Source organism: Exiguobacterium sp. BMC-KP, assembly GCF_001275385.1.
Lineage (GTDB): Bacteria > Bacillota > Bacilli > Exiguobacteriales > Exiguobacteriaceae > Exiguobacterium_A.
Map to the genome: position 1 here is coordinate 1403066 of NZ_LGIW01000015.1, position 18883 is coordinate 1421948.

General features: G+C 43.5%; 22 protein-coding genes. 8 read left to right on the forward strand and 14 right to left on the reverse strand.

Translation table 11 applies throughout. The features are described from left to right. Positions 1 to 151: 151 nt before the first annotated feature. The gene (brnQ, locus tag ADM98_RS13165; RefSeq protein WP_053453899.1) at positions 152 to 1477 is read left to right on the forward strand and encodes a branched-chain amino acid transport system II carrier protein; all 1326 of its coding nucleotides are present in this window, start codon (positions 152 to 154) and stop codon (positions 1475 to 1477) included. 65 nt (positions 1478 to 1542) lie between these two features. Then, entirely contained in the window at positions 1543 to 2418 is an 876-nt protein-coding gene (locus ADM98_RS13170) for a DegV family protein (protein WP_053453900.1), read from the forward strand. A 55-nt stretch (positions 2419 to 2473) separates the two neighbouring features. On the opposite strand, the gene ADM98_RS13175 is transcribed toward ADM98_RS13170, so the two are convergent. Genes ADM98_RS13175 through ADM98_RS13185 form a run of 3 tightly spaced genes read right to left on the reverse strand, consistent with a single transcriptional unit; the run spans position 2474 to position 4133 of the window. Continuing rightward, entirely contained in the window at positions 2474 to 2971 is a 498-nt protein-coding gene (locus ADM98_RS13175; RefSeq protein WP_053453901.1) for a hypothetical protein, read from the reverse strand. Next, positions 2971 to 3591, reverse strand: coding sequence for a phosphatase PAP2 family protein (locus ADM98_RS13180; protein WP_053453902.1), 621 nt, complete (start codon positions 3589 to 3591; stop codon positions 2971 to 2973). Before ADM98_RS13180 ends, ADM98_RS13175 begins: the two co-directional genes overlap by 1 nt. Continuing rightward, positions 3591 to 4133 carry a phosphatidylglycerophosphatase A family protein gene (locus ADM98_RS13185; protein WP_034786059.1) on the reverse strand — a complete coding sequence of 181 codons (543 nt, stop codon included), beginning with the start codon at positions 4131 to 4133 and terminating at the stop codon, positions 3591 to 3593. The genes ADM98_RS13180 and ADM98_RS13185 overlap by 1 nt, the downstream gene beginning before the upstream one ends. A gap of 145 nt (positions 4134 to 4278) precedes the next feature. Between ADM98_RS13185 and ADM98_RS13190 the strand changes: the two genes are divergently transcribed. Beyond that, the gene (locus ADM98_RS13190) at positions 4279 to 4791 is read left to right on the forward strand and encodes a YjcG family protein (protein ID WP_053453903.1); all 513 of its coding nucleotides are present in this window, start codon (positions 4279 to 4281) and stop codon (positions 4789 to 4791) included. A 4-nt stretch (positions 4792 to 4795) separates the two neighbouring features. On the opposite strand, the gene ADM98_RS13195 is transcribed toward ADM98_RS13190, so the two are convergent. Together ADM98_RS13195 and fabI are read right to left on the reverse strand one after the other, a co-directional pair. Further along, entirely contained in the window at positions 4796 to 5014 is a 219-nt protein-coding gene (locus ADM98_RS13195) for a hypothetical protein (RefSeq protein WP_035406634.1), read from the reverse strand. A gap of 110 nt (positions 5015 to 5124) precedes the next feature. Beyond that, positions 5125 to 5898, reverse strand: coding sequence for an enoyl-ACP reductase FabI (gene fabI / locus ADM98_RS13200; RefSeq protein ID WP_029342212.1), 774 nt, complete (start codon positions 5896 to 5898; stop codon positions 5125 to 5127). A 144-nt stretch (positions 5899 to 6042) separates the two neighbouring features. On the opposite strand from fabI, the gene ADM98_RS13205 reads away from it, so the two are divergent. Then, a complete protein-coding gene (locus tag ADM98_RS13205; RefSeq protein WP_053453904.1) occupies positions 6043 to 7212 on the forward strand; it encodes an FtsW/RodA/SpoVE family cell cycle protein in 1170 nt (389 codons plus the stop codon). A gap of 53 nt (positions 7213 to 7265) precedes the next feature. Here ADM98_RS13205 and ADM98_RS13210 read toward each other — a convergent pair whose 3' ends face one another. The 3 genes from ADM98_RS13210 to ADM98_RS13220 are packed head-to-tail and all read right to left on the reverse strand — an operon-like array spanning position 7266 to position 9634. Beyond that, complete coding sequence (locus ADM98_RS13210) at positions 7266 to 8150, reverse strand: RluA family pseudouridine synthase (RefSeq protein ID WP_053453905.1); 885 nt, start codon at positions 8148 to 8150, stop codon at positions 7266 to 7268. A 25-nt stretch (positions 8151 to 8175) separates the two neighbouring features. Beyond that, positions 8176 to 8979, reverse strand: coding sequence for an NAD kinase (locus ADM98_RS13215; RefSeq protein ID WP_053453906.1), 804 nt, complete (start codon positions 8977 to 8979; stop codon positions 8176 to 8178). A gap of 10 nt (positions 8980 to 8989) precedes the next feature. Continuing rightward, on the reverse strand, positions 8990 to 9634 hold the full coding sequence (locus tag ADM98_RS13220) for a GTP pyrophosphokinase (protein WP_053453907.1): 645 nt from the start codon (positions 9632 to 9634) through the stop codon (positions 8990 to 8992). Between the two features lie 117 nt (positions 9635 to 9751). On the opposite strand from ADM98_RS13220, the gene ADM98_RS13225 reads away from it, so the two are divergent. Both ADM98_RS13225 and ADM98_RS13230 read left to right on the forward strand, forming a co-directional pair. Continuing rightward, positions 9752 to 10312 (forward strand): CYTH domain-containing protein, encoded by a 561-nt coding sequence (locus ADM98_RS13225; RefSeq protein ID WP_053454558.1) that lies wholly within the window; start codon positions 9752 to 9754, stop codon positions 10310 to 10312. Between the two features lie 94 nt (positions 10313 to 10406). Continuing rightward, entirely contained in the window at positions 10407 to 11198 is a 792-nt protein-coding gene (locus tag ADM98_RS13230; RefSeq protein WP_050677567.1) for a DsbA family protein, read from the forward strand. Between the two features lie 215 nt (positions 11199 to 11413). Here the strand turns inward: ADM98_RS13230 and pepF are convergent, their stop codons facing one another. From pepF to cls, 3 genes are all read right to left on the reverse strand, one after another. Continuing rightward, a complete protein-coding gene (gene pepF, locus ADM98_RS13235) occupies positions 11414 to 13216 on the reverse strand; it encodes an oligoendopeptidase F (RefSeq protein WP_053453908.1) in 1803 nt (600 codons plus the stop codon). Between the two features lie 64 nt (positions 13217 to 13280). After that, positions 13281 to 14231, reverse strand: a complete 951-nt coding sequence (locus ADM98_RS13240; RefSeq protein ID WP_160315948.1) for a competence protein CoiA family protein — start codon at positions 14229 to 14231, stop codon at positions 13281 to 13283. A 20-nt stretch (positions 14232 to 14251) separates the two neighbouring features. Beyond that, on the reverse strand, positions 14252 to 15763 hold the full coding sequence (gene cls / locus ADM98_RS13245) for a cardiolipin synthase (RefSeq protein ID WP_053453910.1): 1512 nt from the start codon (positions 15761 to 15763) through the stop codon (positions 14252 to 14254). Between the two features lie 69 nt (positions 15764 to 15832). Here cls and ADM98_RS13250 point away from each other — a divergent pair, with 69 nt between their 5' ends. Then, entirely contained in the window at positions 15833 to 16555 is a 723-nt protein-coding gene (locus ADM98_RS13250) for an SDR family NAD(P)-dependent oxidoreductase (RefSeq protein WP_053453911.1), read from the forward strand. Between the two features lie 62 nt (positions 16556 to 16617). Here ADM98_RS13250 and mecA read toward each other — a convergent pair whose 3' ends face one another. The 3 genes from mecA to ADM98_RS17495 form a co-directional block, all read right to left on the reverse strand. Beyond that, entirely contained in the window at positions 16618 to 17244 is a 627-nt protein-coding gene (gene mecA / locus ADM98_RS13255) for an adaptor protein MecA (RefSeq protein WP_053453912.1), read from the reverse strand. 172 nt (positions 17245 to 17416) lie between these two features. Continuing rightward, positions 17417 to 17815, reverse strand: a complete 399-nt coding sequence (gene spxA, locus ADM98_RS13260) for a transcriptional regulator SpxA (RefSeq protein WP_012370920.1) — start codon at positions 17813 to 17815, stop codon at positions 17417 to 17419. 172 nt (positions 17816 to 17987) lie between these two features. Continuing rightward, a complete protein-coding gene (locus tag ADM98_RS17495; protein WP_023468890.1) occupies positions 17988 to 18125 on the reverse strand; it encodes a hypothetical protein in 138 nt (45 codons plus the stop codon). Between the two features lie 224 nt (positions 18126 to 18349). On the opposite strand from ADM98_RS17495, the gene ADM98_RS13265 reads away from it, so the two are divergent. Continuing rightward, positions 18350 to 18883 carry an HD domain-containing protein gene (locus ADM98_RS13265; protein ID WP_053453913.1) on the forward strand — a complete coding sequence of 178 codons (534 nt, stop codon included), beginning with the start codon at positions 18350 to 18352 and terminating at the stop codon, positions 18881 to 18883.

An 18883-nucleotide genomic window follows, 5' to 3' on the forward strand; every position in this document is an offset into this window, starting at 1 on the left:
AGTAGGGACTGAAGATTCATTTCTCGTTTGAGAAAATGAAGATCCAGGCCCTTTTCGTCATTTCGACAAGGCGTCTGAGCAAACGACGCCTATCCACAAATTTAGTGGATGAGGCTTTTTTTATGAAATTAGGATGAATGGAGGACAACACATGTTTAAGACAAAAGATACATTTGCTTTAGGATTTATGATTTTTGCTTTATTTTTCGGTGCGGGTAACCTGATCTTCCCACCGGAACTCGGTGCGCTTGCGGGTTCACAGTTCCTTCCTGCCATCCTTGGTTTTATCGTAACGGGTGTCGGTCTTCCTTTACTCGGCTTACTGGCAGTTGCCTCTATCGGAGGTGGCATCAAAACACTTGCTGCACCGCTCCCACGTTTTGTAGGTGCTGCCTTGACGTTCGCACTCTATGTTGCGATCGGTCCCTTTTTCGGGATTCCGCGAACATCCGTCGTCACGTATGAGCTCGGAGTCGTACCATTCCTTGGTGCTCCCTCACAAATGACGTTGATCATCTCATCGAGTCTCTTTTTCCTTTCCACGCTTTATCTTGTACTACGACCAGGAAAATTACTCGAGATCATCGGGCGTTTCATCACACCATTATTACTGATTGCTCTTGCCGCATTAAGCATCAGTAGCATCGTTTCGCCACTTTCGAGTGTCGCTTCACCGAACGAGGCGTATGAGACGACTGGACAGGCATTCATTCAAGGTTTCCTTCAAGGATACTTAACGCTTGATGCACTCGGTGCCTTGGTATTTGGTGTCGTCGTACTGCATACATTGAAAAGCCGCGGCGTTCATGAACGAAATGCACAATTTAAAGTCGTCACTCGTGCCGGAATCATCGCTGCCACTGCTTTGACTCTCGTCTATGTCGGACTTGGAATGATCGGACGTAACACATTTGCCGCCATCGGAAAAGTTGATGGTCCAGCACTTCTTCAGCATTATGCAAATACTGCATTCGGCTCAATCGGTTTAGCTGTACTTGGTCTTGCGATCTTGCTTGCATGTTTGACGACATCAGTTGGTCTCGTCACCGCATTTGCAGAATATATGATGACGATTTCCAACCGTGTATCTTTAAAGGCGGCAAGTATCTTCACGACTGTTCTTGGTCTTACGGTATCCATCGTCGGATTGCAGACATTGTTATCCATCGCTGTTCCGGTATTGATGTTCCTTTATCCAATCGTCATCGTCTTGATCGCATTGACATTCATGCGTCATCTGTTCCGTCGTAAGTCGGTCGTTTATCAATCAACTCTTGGAGTAACGATTTTCTTCTCATTCTGTAGTGCGTTGAATCAACTTTCGCTTTTCCCGGGAAATCTTAAAACGTTCTATCAATCCTTACCTTTAGTAGATCAAAGTTTAGAATGGTTATTCCCAACACTCATCGCCTTCGGTATCAGTTCATGGTTTGGACACGTTTCCAGTGCTTCTATTACACAAAAACGCGCTAGCTAGTGATTCCGCTTTCATCGCTATGGTATGATGAACAAAATGGTTATATTAATGGAGGCGTCATATACATGGATAAGATTGCTTGGATTACCGACAGCATGGCTTTTTTTGAGCCAGGAGAGGCTGAAAAAATCGGAGTCCATGTGATACCGACTTTACTCATCTTAAACGGAGAGTCTTACCGGGAGTATGTCGATATCTCGATTGAACAGCTTGATCAAAAAATGCGAGAAGATGCTCACGCTTCACCGACGACTTCTCAACCATCATTCGGTGACTTCGTGACCTTGTATGAACAATTACTTGAAGATGGCTATGATTACGGGTATGCGATTCATATCACGAGTGGATTGAGCGGCACGTATTCGAGTTCCGTCGCTGCAGCTGAAGCCGTCGGTTTCCCCTTATACGCAATTGATTCGTATACAGGTGCTGCGAATCAGCAAGAACTTGTCCGAATCGCACAACGACTCGTTGCTGCTGGTAAAGGTCCAGATGAAGTCATGTCTACGCTTGAGACATTCAAGCACAAATCGCATTTTTATCTGATCATCGGAAATATGGAGACGATGCGACGGAGCGGACGTGTCTCTGGAAGTCAATTTTTATTAGCAAACATGCTCAATATTAAACCAATTGCTCAATTTAATGAGGAAGGACGACTTGTCCCATTTAAAAAAGTCCGTTCCATCAAAAAAGCTTTTAAAGAAATGGTCAGTGAAATTTCATCAAAAGTCAGTGCTCATGGTGTATATGATCGGACGCTTTATGTCAGTCACACGCTCGCTCATGCTGCTGCTGAAGAACTAAAACGTTTGATCGTAACAGAACATCCTGGAATCAATGTCCACATCACACAATTCGGTCCTTCTATCTTGGCACACGCTGGTGCTGAGACGGTCGGTGTGTATTGGTTCGATGAGATTCCTTTACCGGCAACTTGATATCTTACGCTAAACGATGAAAACCGGACGGTCTGTTTGAGACCGTCCGGTTTTTTCATGTTGTTTCATATTTAAGAAATAATTCTTCTAATAACAAAGCTTCATCCGTTGTCCGCTGAATAGGATCATGCGGAAGTGTGATTAAACTTGATAATGTTTCAGAAGGATATACATCAAACGATACTTGCTCCATTTCAATGAGATACTCAAGAATCGAATCAAGGGATGTTTTTTTATTAAATTGCCGTAACCAATTTTCGTATCGACGATCCACTTTCCCGTCTTTAAGCAAAACTTCTCCACCGGCAATGATTGCCCATTTAGGTGGCGCATCGATTTGAAAGAGTTCCAACTGCTGGTACTCTTCCTTCGTTCGTTTCGTCACCGGAATGACACCGTCGATTGATACTAATCGCTTTAATCTAAGATGCGCTCGCATCGTCATGAAGCGCGGTCGTCCAGCGACTCGTTCGACAAGTAAAGTCGGTTTATCGATGGAACGCATCGTCTCTTCATCAAACAATAAGCTATGATCTACATCTAACACTAACATCAAGCCACTCCTTTTTTTCTGCGTGAGATAATAAAGGCATAGGAGCTACAAAGAATAATCGCAGCAAAACAATAACCACCGATTACATCTGAGAAATAGTGAACGTTCAGAATGATTCGTGAAGCTCCCATGGCGAGAAACAATCCAATCGTCAATACGGATACAAGAACCTTCCCACCCGTTTTAAGATGGCGGAAAGCGACAACAAGAAATCCAGCATAGACGGCAAATGCCATGGCAGAATGACCGCTCGGAAAACTGTATCCTACGCCGCCAACCAGTTCATTTAATGACGGACGCTCTCGAACAAAGGCAAACTTAACGACCTGATTCAACACCCCTACTGATATCGCCATTATCACATACCAAATGCTTGCGATGCGGTCTCGCCACAAGACATAGCTGAGTATTCCAAGTAACGCCGTCATCGTCATCGCCCCTGGACCTGAGCCTAGTTGAGTGAACCAAGAGACGTAATCTCCTGGAACCTGTTGAGACATGTACGACGATAATTGTGCATCAAATAAAAAGTAACCCGTCATACGAATCGAGACAGCAATAATCACGAATAGGACAACCGCGATAGATGCACCCACCCAAGCTGTTCTTGCACCCCGCATCAGTATGTTCCCTTACGTTCTTCTAATTCTTCTGCTGAATAGTCTTCCTTATCTCGTAAACGATGTGCTAGACGTCCGGATGCGTTTGCCGCAATCGCTGCTACGATATCATCCATGAACGTATTGACTTTTCCGTCTCCAAGCTTCGTATCGAGTTCTTTGATGATTCCGACCTTTGCTTTATCTAAATATCCAAATGTCGTTACAGCAATCGACCCATACGTATTGACGGCACCAATCGCAATCGTCTCATCGACGCCAAATAGTCCTTCATCGCTTTGGATGATGGACAAGAGTGGTTCTGATAATAAACCCTTTTCTGCCAAGATGTCTAGTTCTGCTCCGACGAGAATCGCATGTTGTAATTCACGTTTTTCAAGAACACGTTCAACAGAACTAACACATGTCTCGATTGTCAGATCCACTGTGTATGGGGCTTGCATTTGGTACACGATTTCAGCAATCGCGTGGATTGTCACCCCGCGTTCATGTAGCTTATCAATTGCTGCTTGTTTGACCTCTTTTGAATGTGTTTTCTTCATGACTGTATCCACCTCTCCAACAAAGTACCTCATTAGTATACACGGATTCTAAAGCTCCTCTCAAACTTCTTTGACATCGAAGCCAGAATCCGTCATGATTATTTTGTAAAGCGTTATCATTTCAGGGGAAAGTAGGGGATTTTCGATGAACATCGGGGTTGTATTGTTTCCATCGAAACGCGTTCAAGATTTTGCCAATTCATATCGAAAGAGATATGACTCGAAGTATGCACTAATCACACCTCACATCACGCTACGGGAGCGGATGGAGATGGACGAGACAGAATTAGACCATATCGTCACTGAATTGAATCGGATTGCATCTGAGACTAAGCCAGTCAATCTGCACATTCAAGGAGCTCGTTCGTTTCATCCGACGAACAATGTTTTGTTCCTTAAAGTGATGCCAACCGATGAATTAGAGCAATTACATCGCGCTCTGCATACGGGTCCACTCGAACATAAGCCAAAATATGATTTCTTGCCGCATATCACGATTGGTCAAGAACTGTCCGATGTCGAACTGTTCGATGTGCTAGAACGTCTCAAAATGGAAGATATTCGCTTCCAAGAGGATGTAACGAAAATGGCGTTATTGTATGAATTAGAAAATGGTGCTTGGAGTGTCTATGAGACATTCCGCTTCACAGGTCAATGAATGATTAAACTTCCCGGTCGAAGCTTCGACCGGGAAGTTTTAGTTCTGGCAACACACCATATGCATTTGCCTGTTCTTCTAAAAAATCCTGGGTTTCATGTTCTCGGTAAGGATCGACTGGGCGTATCGGTTGAACCCGAGCGACCGGCTCAGTCTTTAACTGTGGATCGACACGTACTTGACGGTTCACATATTGTACAACTGTAAAATCGATTGCATTCATCCATTACACTTCCTCTCTCCTTCATCATGTTCATATTTGACACTTCCCCGATCCAGCACAAAAAAAACCAAGCCCCCTTCTCAGGAAAGCTTGATTCAATCTGTTATCTATTAAAGAATGTGGAATCCACTATCGACGTGAAGGATTTCTCCTGTTACGCCACTCGACATTTGTGAAAGCAAGAACAGTCCACTTTGACCGATTTGCTCTGTCGTGACGTTACGGTGAAGTGGCGCACGTTCTTCGATGCTATCGAGAATTGAGTTGAAATCGCCGACACCTTTTGCTGATACTGTCCGGATCGGACCAGCTGAGATTGCATTGACACGAACACCTTGCTGACCGTATTCAGCAGCTAAGTAACGAACACTTGCATCTAGTGCTGCTTTTGCGACACCCATGACGTTATAGTTCGGAACCATCTTCTCGCCGCCTAGATACGTCAATGTGATGACGGATGCGTCTTCCGTGAAGAAATCTTTCGCCGCCTTGACGACTGCCGTCAAGCTGTAGGCAGAGATATCGAGTGCTTGCGCGAATTGTTCGCGTGTCACACCAGAAAACTCACCACGAAGTGCTTCTTTATCTGCGAATGCGATCGAGTGTGCAATCCCCGAAATCTTACCATGATCCGCATGAATCGTTTGGAAGACCTGCTCGATTTCTTCATCACTTGTAACGTCACACGTATAATAAGAAGCCGGACGTGACAATTCTTGCCCTAATTTTTCAAGTGGTGCCTTAAAACGCTCCCCGACATATGTAAATGCCAGGCTTGCTCCAGCAGCGTCAAGCGCACGTGCGATGCCCCATGCAATCGAGCGTTGGTTGATGACGCCCATGACGACGTACGTCTTGCCTTCGAGTGAAGGATAAATATTCATGATAAAGTCCCCCTTGAATTAGTACCTGGTAATAAAACCTATCTTCAGGTTACAAAAACGTAACGCTTCTGTCAACCATCGCTCTTGATATTGCGAATTTGATAAATTACGGTAATATAGAGAATGATAGAAAGTAGGGATGAAATGAATCGATTCAAATCATTTACACAACGTTATGATCATACGTTGCTTTTTTTACTCGCCTGTCTGATGGTCATCAGCGTCATCGCCATCTATACGGCTCAACCTTCGCTTAAAGGTGCGATCAGTGCCATCAACTTCTCTGCCAAACAAATTCAATGGTATGTCATCGGATTCATGGCGCTATCCGTCGTCATTTTCATCGATTATGAACAGTTGAAGCGATTCCACTGGTTTTTATATGGAGCAGGTATCTTATCATTAATCGGTCTTGTCATTTTCCGTGGCACACCAATCGTCACTGAAATCAAAGGAGCATATGGTTGGTATCAGTTCCCAGTCATCGGTACTGTGCAACCGGCCGAGTTCATGAAATTCTTTTTGATTGTTTCGCTCGCTGCCGTCATCACCGAACACAATGCACGCTATGTTCAGCATGAACGTGACTTCTTATTACTTATCAAAATGGTCGCTGTCACTGCCTTGCCACTTGGTCTTATCATCATCCAGCCCGATTTAGGGATCGGTTTGATTCTCTGTGTCATCCTAGCATGTGCGATGTTATTATCAGGACTGAACTGGAAATGGCTTTTAACGATGTTTGGTCTGTTCGCAGGTGCTGTCATCATCTTCTTTTACCTATTCTTTTTCCAGAACGATTTACTCGCAACCTTTTTCCCGGGTCACGCGATGAACCGGATCATGGCTTGGTTGCAGCCTTTCGAATATGCGGATGATCTGTCGTATCAGCTCGTCCAAGCAATCAACGCGACAGGTTCAGGTCAAATGTTCGGCGTTGGTTACGGTAAACTGCAAGTATTCGTTCCCGAGTTGCATACAGACTTCATCTTTACGACGATTGCCTCACATTATGGTTTCATCGGTGCTGCCATCGTATTGATCGTCTTGTTCCTTTTCGTCTATCGCTTGATTCAAATTGCACTGGAGACGGCGGATCCATTTGGGACCTATATCGTGACAGGATACGTCGCGATGTTTACGTTCCAGATCTTCCAAAACATCGGGATGACGATCGGTGTCTTACCAATCACAGGTCTCCCTCTACCGTTCATCAGTTACGGTGGATCGACGATGATCGTAAACCTCGTCGGTCTAGGATTAATCATGGCAATCGCTTCTCAGTCACGGATTTCCATGTTCGATGAAGATTAAGCGTACGTTTAAAAGGCAGTGGACTTGATCCACTGCCTTTTAGCGTATATCAATCATTCAATTCGGAGATCCTCAGGAAGCGGTGCCTCAAATCGAACCCGTTCTCCTGTTGCAGGATGAAGAAACGATGCTAACGCACTATGAAGTGCCTGACGCGGCAGTAACGGCTGACCCTGATACATCGTATCACCAATCAAAGGATGACCAAGAAACGCAAGGTGGACACGAATTTGATGTGTCCGTCCTGTCTCTAGTCGAATATCAAGTAACGACAGCTCTTGGTCAAAGGCTTGAACTGGACGGCTATTTAAAATATGAGTAATAGCCCGTTGACCATCTGGTCGTACCATCCGTTCCATGAAGGAATGATCGGTTTGACCGATTGGCTGATTAATCGTTTGTGCTGGTACGTGTCCAGGTGCATAGGCTAAATAATGTCGTTCTAGCTCATTTGACTTTTGCATAAGACTCATCCGGTGATGGGCTAATCCATGTTTCGCAAATAAGACAAGACCACTCGTGTCACGGTCAAGACGATTAACGATATGAATCGCATATGGGATTCCTTGTTTTCGATAATAACCAAGGACATAATTCGACAATGAGCGTTCCGGATGTAATCGTGAAGGGATTGATGCCATACCCGGCGGTTTATTGACGACAAGTAGCCACTCATCTTCAAACAGGATATCAAGTTCTCCTTCTGTCGCAATCATATCGGGTGCTGGCGTCTCCTCCGGGAAAAAGACATGGACATGATCGCCCGCACGCAAGACATCATGAACATTGACGTGTTGCCCGTTGCTCGTAATATCCCCGTGATTTTTGATTGATACTAACATTTTTCGCGAGATCCCTAAACGCGTCGTGCAAAAATGACTGACACGCCATCCGTCTTCGAGATCGCTTACCGTCTGTTGTAGCTGAAATCCATTCATATTTCCATTCCCTTTACATGCTACATTAACGTCTTTCGTCTGCTAGGAAAGATTCCCGAACCCGCTGCCAGAACGGGAAAGAACGAAAACGAGCAAATTTCACTTTTTTATCTGAGACTCGGCACCGAATCGACGTTACGTTTTGATGAATGATTGAAGCATAGTGGTCATACGTCATTTGAAAATCAATTGGGTTGACTGGACGAATTTCGACATCATGATGTTTCGGTAACAACATCGGCGAGCCAATCGTCCGGTAAACACGATTATTGATCGATGCCATCTCTGTAATTTGAATTGCTTCGAGCGCTGGGTGGACGATTGCTCCGCCGAGCGCTTTATTGTATGCTGTCGAACCTGATGGTGTCGATACACATAATCCATCACCACGGAACGTCTCGAAGTAATCACCTCGAATCGACAAATCGCAGACGAGCGTTTGGTTAAAACTCTTAATCGTACATTCATTCAAGGCTAGTAGTTGGTTGTGAGAACCGTCCGCATAATCAATCGAAAGTTCAAGCAATGGATATTGAACCGTCGCTAAATCCTGCTTCGCGATATGATCGATCAGTTCATCCATTTCTTCCGGGCGCCAATCCGCATAAAAACCGAGATGCCCCGTATGAATTCCAACAAGAGTGATCGTCTCTACTTGATCGAGATACGAATGAAACGCCTGTAACATCGTTCCGTCTCCACCAATCGAGACGACGATTTCCGGTTGACTGACATCAAGGACGCATCCCCGATTCGTCAATGCCTGCTCGAGCTCTTGTTTAAGTGCATGTGAACGCTCATCATCGCGAGCCGTGATTGCAAAACGCATGGTCATCCCCCTACTCTTTTAATCGTTCGGACGCCTTGGCGTCACGTTGAAAGACGAGTTGTGCGTCTTGAATTTCTACTTTCAGTTGACTCATTTCCGCATCGAGCAAAAACGCTGCTTCTGCCGCACGTCGCAGTCGCTCACGCGTCTCTTCCGGAATATTGCCTTGATATTTGTAATTCAACGAGTGTTCGATCGTTGCCCAGAAGTTCATCGCAAGTGTCCGAATTTGGATCTCCACTAACGTCGGTACTTCCCCTTCGATTGTCTGAACCGGATAAGCAATGATAACGTGATACGATCGATAACCACTATCCTTCTTTTGAGTAATGTAGTTTCGTTCCTCGACGATCTTAAAATCACCACGCGAACGCAATAGTTCAAGGACATGAATGATATCATCAACGAATTGACACATGATACGTAATCCGGCGATATCCTGCATATCTTGTTCTAAAGAATCCCGCGCAATTGCTTTTCGTTCCGCTTTTTGAAGAATGCTTTTTACAGGTTTGACCCGTCCTGTGACAAATTCAATCGGTGAATGTTCTCCCCGTTGCTGAAATTGTTTACGAATCGCTTTTAGCTTGACTTTCAACTCATCGACCGCGATTTGGTACGGTGCAAGAAATAAATCCCAATTTTCTTTTGTCATCTGATTTGTCACCACTTTTAATCGAATAGTATTGGTTCAGTGCGTGTTCCTACCTCATTCATGTTATCATATTTTCAGACATTCAACTAGAAAGGCGTGATTCCGATTAGACAAGAATTGGAAATCGAATTTAAGAACTTATTGTCTGAACAAGAATACCTATCGTTATTTACCCATTATGCATCAACTAAACAACCCATTTGGCAAGCAAATGATTATTTTGATACGCCTGATTTTGAACTTCGAAAAAAAGGTGCTGCTTTACGAATCCGTGAAAAAAAGCAAGGACTCGTCCTTACTTTAAAACAACCTCACGAAGATGGATTGCTTGAAACGCATGTTACGTTATCAGCAAATGAAGCGGAAGACCTATTTAAATATGGTCTGATTCATTCTGATGAGATGAATCACCAGCTAAAATCGTTTGACTTACAAGGATCTTTAGAGCATTTAGGTCGATTAGAGACGGAACGAATCGACATCGTGCTTCCGGAAGGTTTACTCGTCCTTGATAAAAGTCGTTATCTCGGACATACCGATTATGAGTTAGAGTTTGAAGTCAGCAACTTCAAACAAGGGCAAAAGGACTTCGAGCAACTCCTTTTAGAACACGACATTCCACAGCGTGAAACAAAAAATAAAATCGTTCGCTTCATGGAACGTAAAGCGCTTTCTTGATTTCTCGTGTAGAAGTGAACAAGCAAAACCTTTGCTCTTTCTTTTTTTTCGTTGCTAAAATAGGGTAACGATAACAACAGGAAGGGGTGAACGGATGGAACACGCACAATGTAACGGATCATATTGTTCATTGGACGAACCATCGATTCAACAACCGACGAAACCTCTGGAAATCTATCATTTTCTAGATGTGACACAAACGGATGGTTTACGGTTGATACCCGTTCTCAAGAAACTGGAACTAGAATATGGTCATTTGTTCCGTCTTCGGACGATTGCGACGATTCCATGTGCTCCATCACGATCTGCATGCGACATGTCACCACTCGTCATTCTAAAAGCGATCGAACTGCAAGGAAAAACGTTTGGTATGCGGTTCATGCGACGCCTTCGGATGCTTCATAACGTCGAAGGAGAAAGTGCATATAGTCGTCCATCGTTGATGCGACTAGCAGAAGCATTAACGGAGTATGGTTTGGATTTAGATGAGTTCCATCGCGATGTGTCGTCAGACACAATTCAGCAAATGCTCGAGAAAGAAACCGAACTAGTCACCGAATGGGATGTTCGGATTCTTCCGACACTCGCTTTTGTCGGTGACGAGGAAGCCATCAAAGCAGAAGGACCTTATGAGTATTTGGTGTATGTTTCGATCTTAAGTGAGTTACTGGATCATACAATCGAAAAACAACCGAAGCCACCACTTGAACAATTCTTGAGACGGTATGAAACAGCAACTACGGCTGAAATTGCCTTTATTTATGACGCTCCTGAATCCCAGATTGAACATGAACTAAAAAAACTAGTCTTGCAACAGAAATGTGCTTCTCTATCATACTGTGATGGAAAAGTATGGCGTCATTTAAAAGATTCAGCACATGCATGATATAACAATAAAAGGACAGTGAAGTCTGCTTCACTGTCCTTTTTATACTCACTCATAGAAAAAGAAAAAGTCCTTCATGACGAAAAGGACTTTTTCTTTTGATCATTGGATGGGGGAAAAAGAGAATCGACTGGGGAATGTGACCCTCTTCACAATATAAGTATATCGTGAGACTATACTCTTTTCCACCATTTGTTCACTTTGTCACAAAGATGTCACTCTGCCAACAAAGCTTCGAATTCATCTAGGACGCGTTCAAATTGACGAAGTGCTGCTTCGACTGGTGCTTTTGTTGTCATATCAACACCAGCAGCTTTTAGCACTTCGATTGGATAATCGCTTGATCCTGCTTTTAAGAAATTATTGATGTAACGCTCTACAGCCGGTTGTCCTTCTTCTAGGATTTGATCCGTCAATGCAGCAGCCGCTGAAATGCCTGTTGCATACTGATAGACATAGTAATTGTAATAGAAGTGTGGAATTCGAGCCCACTCCAAACCAATCTCTTCGTCTAATACAATCTCTTCCCCGAAGTATTTTTGATTCAAGGCATAATACGTCGACGTCAAGAATTCTGGTGTCAACGATTGTCCAAGACGCGCAGCATCATGAATTGCATGTTCGAACTCAGCGAACATTGTTTGTCGGAACAATGTTCCACGGAATGTTTCAAGTTGATTGTTCAACAGATAAAGTTTTTCTTTACGATCCGTCACTTTTTTCAATAGATAATCATTCAACAGCGCTTCATTCGTCGTTGAAGCAACTTCTGCGACGAAAATTGAATAGTCACCGTATGGGTATGGTTGTGATTTCCGCGTGTAGTAGCTATGAACCGAATGTCCGAATTCATGTGCGAGCGTAAAGAGGTTATTGATGTTATCTTGCCAGTTCATTAAAATGAATGGTTGTGTATCATAAGCACCAGAAGAGTAAGCCCCACTACGTTTACCACGCGTTTCTCGAACATCGACCCAGCGCTCAGACAATCCTTCTTCGAGAATATGTTTATATTCTGCTCCAAGCGGCGCGAGCCCTTCGACCATCAATTGTTTCGCTTCCTCATAAGAGACTTTCATTTCAACTTCAGAAACGAGCGGTGTATACATATCATACATGTGTAATTCGTCGAGTCCGAGTACCCGTTTACGTAAAGCTACGTAGCGATGAAGTAACGGTAAATGCTCATGTACCGCTTCAACTAATCCATCATAGACGGATTCAGGAATCGCATTACCATGTAATGCGGCTGCACGTGCCGACGGGAACTTCCGAACATCTGCATAGAAGTTATCCTTCTTGACTGATCCTGCAAGTGTCGAAGCAAGTGTATTCGTATACTTCGCATACGTTCCGTACATCGCTTTAAATGCGGCTTCCCGAACAGAACGGTCAGACGACTCAAGGAATGTGATGAAGCGACCATGTGTCAATTCTGTCTCTTCCCCGTCCTCACCTTTGATTTTCGGGAATGTCAAATCTGCATTATTCAGCATACCGAACGTCGTACCCGATTGACCGAGTACTTCTCCTGCTTTCGCAAGAATCGCTTCTTCCGCTTCTGTCAGCACGTGTTCGCGCTCTTGATTCAACTCATCAAATGCATGACGATACATCGCGAGATCCGTATTCTCATTGAGATATGTCTCAATCGTCGCTTCAGGTACAGCCAACAATTCTGGTGTCATGAAAGCAAGTGTTGCTCCGATTTGCGATGCTAGCGTCCGAGCACGGTCATTCATGGCTTGGTAGAAACTATCCGCTGTATTTTCGTCATAACGCATGTGCGCGTATGTATAGAGCTTATAAAGACGTCTAGAGACTTCATCTCGTAGCTGTAACCCTTCATATAGCGTTTCCGCACTCTGACCAAGACGTCCCTTATACTCGACGAGTAATGGGAGCATTGCTTTCACCGATTCGAATTCTTCTTCCCATACTTCGTTTGATGCGTAAATCGATTCTAGGTTCCACGTTTCTGTAACGTCAACATCTTGACGTGTTAATACTTCTGCCATTTGCCTCACTCCTTTAATTCAGTTATACTTGTTTTCTTTTCGACAAACAATTGAAGTGCTCCTGCTAGAACAGCCTATTCGTCTCCTCAATCCGCTCCATCCATTCCTTGATGAGTGAATCCATCACAGGTCTTTCAATCGAAAGGTTCAATTGTTGTAGCAGATGATGGATTGCATGTTCCAGATGGATCGACGTGTATCTCCCTTTTAGCCTTAAAAAGACTGCGATTTGAAACTCAAAAGGATGGACTGGAATAGATAACAAGTGGGTGATGGGAAGAAAGACAAAAGATGGTAGGTTCTGCAGATGAAAACCTGCTTGATAAAGTGGAAGTCTTAGAATACGCGGAGGTAAAGAGGTATGAAAAGGTCGCTGACGATAGCGGTGAACGATTCCTTGCCATCGAGCCATTGAAAATTTCCGAGGAAATGAAGGTAGTTCAGTTGAAAGAAAGTCAGATAAAGAAAGTGATTGAACCGTACAATAGACATGATGCTTCGCAAAAGGAATCGGATGTCGGAATCGTCGAATTTGATTCTCGACAATCAGATCCAAATATTCATTTTGTAGGAATGCTTGTCTCATCCATCCTTGCAATCGAATCGTGACACCTTGTGAAGGATGAAACCCGATCCAACGAACTGTCCGTTCTTGTTTCGCATCAAGTTTTGCTCGTCTCATCCATTCATCTGCCGACATCGGCGAGCACTGAATTTCAATACCAAGTTGCTTTTCTGGGAGCCATAGATCAAAGCGACGTTGTCCCGTTATCCATTCAGTTTCAACTTGAATGCCTGCGGTCATCAAGGAGTCTGCAATCCGCTGTTTCCAAGATATATGCAATCTACTCTCTCCTGAACAAGCTGAGATATGCGCAAAATGCGGTCGCCGTCCTTGCCTGACGCGCAACAGCTTCAGGCAATACGGACACCGTAAGGACATGGCTTTCAAGTCATGGATCGAAAATCTATGAATCATGATGCGTTTACCAGAGTCATCAATAGCTTCGAACATCAGCATCGTTCCCCTTTTTACTAAAGTAAAGGCGAGAATAAGCGCGAAATCGATTCAATTAAACGACGACGTAATGGACGACGATGGAACAAATCAGCATCAACTTCTGTCGAATGGCTAAAATCTTCATAAAAATCACGCGTTAATTCATGAACAGAGTTTGTTCCGTACAAAAAAGCGTTCACTTCGAAATTCAAATGAAAACTGCGTAAATCCATGTTCGCAGTTCCGATCGTTGCGATGGCGTCGTCAACGACGATGACTTTAGAATGCATGAAGCCCTTATTGTACTCATAAATTTTTACACCAGCTTGCAGTAGATCATCAAAATAAGAGCGACTCGCATAGAAAACGATTTTATGATCCGGAAAGCTCGGGAGTAAAATACGAACATCAATCCCTGCCATAGCAGCGGTCTTCAGCGCTGTCATAAGGTCTTCGTCAGGTATGAGGTACGGGGAAGCGATATAGACGGACTCACGTGCTTCCGTAATAAGTCCGAAGTAAAGCGACTTCATTGCCTCGTGCGGTTCATCAGGTCCACTCGCAATGATCTGTACACCTCCAGTTGCTTCTTCGACATTCTCCAGTGACTCCATATAAAACGGCGTAAAAAGTCGTTCCCCTGTCATGTAGTACCAATCTTGGAGAAAAATCAGTTGGAGTTCAGAGACAGCTTCTCCTCGAACAAGAAGATGGGTATCGCGCCAAAACCCAAAATGTTGATTGCGACCGATGTATTCATCCCCAATGTTAATCCCGCCTGTAAAAGCAACTGTCCCATCGATAACGACGATCTTTCGATGATTCCGGTAGTTCGATTTACTCGAAATGAAAGGTAACACGACTGGGAAAAATGCTCGAACCTCTACACCAGCCTCTTGTAGCTTCTTGAAATAATGCTTATCTGTCGAAAAACAACCGACAGCATCATAGAGAAAGCGAACCTCAATTCCTTGCTTGGCCTTTTCAATCAATGCTTCTTGTAACTGAAGTGCGAGTTGATCATCTCGTACGATGTAATATTCCAAATGAATATGATGTTGTGCTTGGCGGATTTCCTCTAAAAGAATCGGAAACTTCTCCTGCCCATTCGTCAAGATGCGTGTATGTGTATTATACGAAATTGGTAGTCGACTGATCGAATCGATAAGTGTAACAACTTTTCCGTAACGTCCTTCTTGGAACACTGATTGGTGTACCTCTGTCTTAAACTGGGTACGATATTTAATGTAAGACTCTTCATCAAGCATGGCTTTTAACCGAAACATTCGTTTTCGACGGTAGTTCTGGCCGAACGTGAAATACACGAAAACGCCAACGACAGGCAGTGCCATCATGACGAGTGCCCAGACGAGTGTTCGTTCCGGGTTTCGATTTTCAAGTAAAATGATGACGAACACGCTCATGACGACCAAGATGATGACGATGGACAGCCAACCTACCATATAAACGCTCCAATAGTAGGATAAAAAGGCGATCAAGCCGATGGTCAAGATGAGGGTCATGAGAAGTTGTACACGTCGTAGCATGAATCCCCCTCCTTTTTTTGTATGTAGTACAAATCGTATTTAGACTGATGACAGAAAGGAAGCGTTTAAATGGGTACGTATATCATTACTGGTGCAACAAGTGGAATTGGTGAAGCAACTTCCCTTCAGCTCATTCGGGAGGGACACACCGTCCTTGCAATTGGTCGTAATAAGGAAAAAGGATCCTCACTCGAATCAAGCGGAGAAGGACGTTTATATTTCTTCCCTGTCGACTTAGCGGATTCCTCTGCAATCGATGCGTTCTTTGAAGAAACACAAGAGGATTTCCCTGAAATCGATGGGATTTTCAACAATGCTGGTACCTTTGGAAAACCCGTTGCACCCGAACGCGTCTCCGATCAGCAAAAAGAAGTATTCCAAGTCAATTATCACTCTCCCGAACGAATCATCCAGTTAGCAACGAAACGCTTCTCAAAAGGTGCTTCCATCGTCAACAATAGTGCCATCGTAGGTCACGTTAAGTTCCCAGCAATGCTATTGCCTTATGCATCGTCTAAGAGCGCTCTACTGACGCTTACGAAGACATATGCAGCACGATTTCATGGGAAGTACAGATTTAACGCCATTTGCCCAGGACCAGTCGATACAGCGCTTAGTCACGCGTTATATGGCGGGAAAGATAAATTTGACCTAGCAATGAAACACCACCTTCGTGGCGAGCCTGCGCAACCTTCTGAGATTGCAGAGGTCGTTTGCTTCTTACTATCTAATAAAGCGAGCTATATTAATGGGCAAGCACTCGTTGTAGATGGTGGCTATACCCTCACTTAATATCAGAATAAAAGGAGGTATCACAAAATGTGATCCTCCTTTTATTCGCACTTTTTCTGACCTCAGTTCGGAAAATGTTTCCGAATGAATGGAAAGACATCCGAGGTAATGATTTGTTTCCCGTATTCAGCAACAGGATGTATTGTTTGTTCACTGAATTGAAGATACTCTGCAATTAAACTCATGACGTTTTCTTGTGCTTCTCCGTTCACATCATCTTCGAAATGAACATGCAGTAAATAGAGTCCATCTTTTTGATAAAGCGCTGTTTCAAGTTCTGCAAACACAGGAGCATTCGCATATTGACTGAGCGCGATGATATGTTCGAAATCGCGAGTTTCAAATAAAACATCTTGGCTTAGCTCTGTATCTTTATCTTCTGTCTCAGACATCGCTGATCGTAAAAGTGAATCGAGTTCGTCTTCATCGACTTGCTCACCATCAACTGCATTTTTTGCGATCGTCACAGTGACTTCAAGACCTTTTTCAAAAGCTTGCACTTGTATCCATAGTGGACCTTCGAAGGAGATGGACTCTTTTTCATTCGCTTCGTCCATCATCTGCCAGAATAACTGTTCTCCCCGTTCCCGGTTATACCAAATTTCATCTCGGGCAAAACCACGGCGTTCGATGTCGGTGTACGTGATGAAGAACTTTACCGTATTGTCATTGACGCGTTCGATTTTCAATCTGTCCACTCCTTTCTTCCCGTTCCTTATCTAGAATACGAACGAGGATATGACTTGGATTCATACTATCTAAATCCCAAGGATATATTTCTATTCCTTTGTTATCTTTATTTTAACCTTTTTTATCGGTAACAAAAAGCACACTGCTCACGAAGCAGCGTGCTTTTTAAAATTACTCGTTTACAAGACGCTGCGCTTCCAAAAGTTGGAACGTACGCACCTTGCGTGGTAAGAATCGGCGGATTTCATCCTCGTTATATCCAACTTGAAGACGCTTCTCATCAATCAAAATTGGACGACGTAATAATCCTGGGTATTCTTGAATCAAATCGTATAGGTGCTGCAACGATAAGTTTTCAACTGAAACATCGAGTTTCGAGAAGACTTTTGAACGAGTTGAGATGATCTCATCCGTTCCATCTTCCGTCATACGAAGAATCTGTTTGATTTCATCGAGCGATAAAGGTTCTGAAAAAATATTACGTTCAACGAACGGGATTTCATGTTCTTCAAGCCACGCGCGTGCTTTCCGACAAGAAGTACAACTTGGTGAAGTATAGAGTGTTACCATTGAAAAACATCCTCCCCCTGATTTAACATCATTCAATATCTATGTGCATAAGCAAATATTGATGATGGTTCTATTACTTGACAGTTTACATCTAATAAAGCAGAAAACCTAGCTTTTTTATAAAGATGAAAGAACTTTTCGTAAAAAAGCTTGTTAAAGCCACCACGTGGCTTTAACAAGCTGGCGTGTGATCAAATGGCTGAGAAATCGTCTCTTTTGCTTTAGGAAGTTTCATTTCTTTCAGTTTTTTCTCTAAAATATCCCGCAAAAGGCGTTTCTTCAGCTTTTTCTTCTTATCACGTTCTTTCATATTCCGACACCCCAATCGGCCCGAAACAGAACTAACAACCATACGAAAGCGAATAAATCATCTTCTACATTAGTAAGTATACCACGTATCTTAAAATTCTATTCCTACTTTAAGCAATTAAATATGTGAGATTGTCGATTGATGGAGGAATAACAGTTGCAATTTCTTTCAATTTTCTGTAGAGTGTATAGAAATATCTACTCTCAGGAAGGAGTTTTTCATTCATGGCATTAACACTCGTTACTATTCTCGATCATCCGATCGCTCAAAAATATTTATCCCGTTCTGGCTTGAATCATGCGATTTCAGTAGCAGAACGTGCACTGACTCTCGCTACGAAACGGGGCTTAGATGCTGACACTGCTACGAAAGCAGCACTCCTCCATGATATCGGTCATTACGAATGGTATACCGATGGCACTTGGAATTACGATCTCTATCGTCAAAATGATATTCATGCCATTAAAGGGGCTGAACGTGCCCATAAACTTTTGATTCGCCTTGGCGAAGAACCAGCACGTGCAAAGGAAATCGCACTTGCTGTACTCTTGCATACGGATTCTTATCTCCCACCAGGTGCAATCAACCGGACACCGCTTCAACAACTTGTTCACGATGCGGATACACTAGAAGAACAACCAGGCGGATTACACCATTATGAAAAAATCGACTTCGACGAAGCCATCCGTCGTCTTGACGCAATTGATTCAGTCGTTCACCGATTTGCTCATCTCCCACGAATTGCATCAGAAAATTAA

What these genes read in the sequence shown, in the direction of transcription:
- brnQ (WP_053453899.1), top strand. Translation starts at nt 152, where the DNA reads ATGTTTAAGACAAAAGATACATTTGCTTTAGGATTTATGATTTTTGCT.
- ADM98_RS13170 (WP_053453900.1), top strand. Translation starts at nt 1,543, where the DNA reads ATGGATAAGATTGCTTGGATTACCGACAGCATGGCTTTTTTTGAGCCA.
- ADM98_RS13175 (WP_053453901.1), bottom strand. Translation starts at nt 2,971, where the DNA reads ATGTTAGTGTTAGATGTAGATCATAGCTTATTGTTTGATGAAGAGACG.
- ADM98_RS13180 (WP_053453902.1), bottom strand. Translation starts at nt 3,591, where the DNA reads ATGCGGGGTGCAAGAACAGCTTGGGTGGGTGCATCTATCGCGGTTGTC.
- ADM98_RS13185 (WP_034786059.1), bottom strand. Translation starts at nt 4,133, where the DNA reads ATGAAGAAAACACATTCAAAAGAGGTCAAACAAGCAGCAATTGATAAG.
- ADM98_RS13190 (WP_053453903.1), top strand. Translation starts at nt 4,279, where the DNA reads ATGAACATCGGGGTTGTATTGTTTCCATCGAAACGCGTTCAAGATTTT.
- ADM98_RS13195 (WP_035406634.1), bottom strand. Translation starts at nt 5,014, where the DNA reads ATGAATGCAATCGATTTTACAGTTGTACAATATGTGAACCGTCAAGTA.
- fabI (WP_029342212.1), bottom strand. Translation starts at nt 5,898, where the DNA reads ATGAATATTTATCCTTCACTCGAAGGCAAGACGTACGTCGTCATGGGC.
- ADM98_RS13205 (WP_053453904.1), top strand. Translation starts at nt 6,043, where the DNA reads ATGAATCGATTCAAATCATTTACACAACGTTATGATCATACGTTGCTT.
- ADM98_RS13210 (WP_053453905.1), bottom strand. Translation starts at nt 8,150, where the DNA reads ATGAATGGATTTCAGCTACAACAGACGGTAAGCGATCTCGAAGACGGA.
- ADM98_RS13215 (WP_053453906.1), bottom strand. Translation starts at nt 8,979, where the DNA reads ATGCGTTTTGCAATCACGGCTCGCGATGATGAGCGTTCACATGCACTT.
- ADM98_RS13220 (WP_053453907.1), bottom strand. Translation starts at nt 9,634, where the DNA reads ATGACAAAAGAAAATTGGGATTTATTTCTTGCACCGTACCAAATCGCG.
- ADM98_RS13230 (WP_050677567.1), top strand. Translation starts at nt 10,407, where the DNA reads ATGGAACACGCACAATGTAACGGATCATATTGTTCATTGGACGAACCA.
- pepF (WP_053453908.1), bottom strand. Translation starts at nt 13,216, where the DNA reads ATGGCAGAAGTATTAACACGTCAAGATGTTGACGTTACAGAAACGTGG.
- ADM98_RS13240 (WP_160315948.1), bottom strand. Translation starts at nt 14,231, where the DNA reads ATGTTCGAAGCTATTGATGACTCTGGTAAACGCATCATGATTCATAGA.
- cls (WP_053453910.1), bottom strand. Translation starts at nt 15,763, where the DNA reads ATGCTACGACGTGTACAACTTCTCATGACCCTCATCTTGACCATCGGC.
- ADM98_RS13250 (WP_053453911.1), top strand. Translation starts at nt 15,833, where the DNA reads ATGGGTACGTATATCATTACTGGTGCAACAAGTGGAATTGGTGAAGCA.
- spxA (WP_012370920.1), bottom strand. Translation starts at nt 17,815, where the DNA reads ATGGTAACACTCTATACTTCACCAAGTTGTACTTCTTGTCGGAAAGCA.
- ADM98_RS17495 (WP_023468890.1), bottom strand. Translation starts at nt 18,125, where the DNA reads ATGAAAGAACGTGATAAGAAGAAAAAGCTGAAGAAACGCCTTTTGCGG.
- ADM98_RS13265 (WP_053453913.1), top strand. Translation starts at nt 18,350, where the DNA reads ATGGCATTAACACTCGTTACTATTCTCGATCATCCGATCGCTCAAAAA.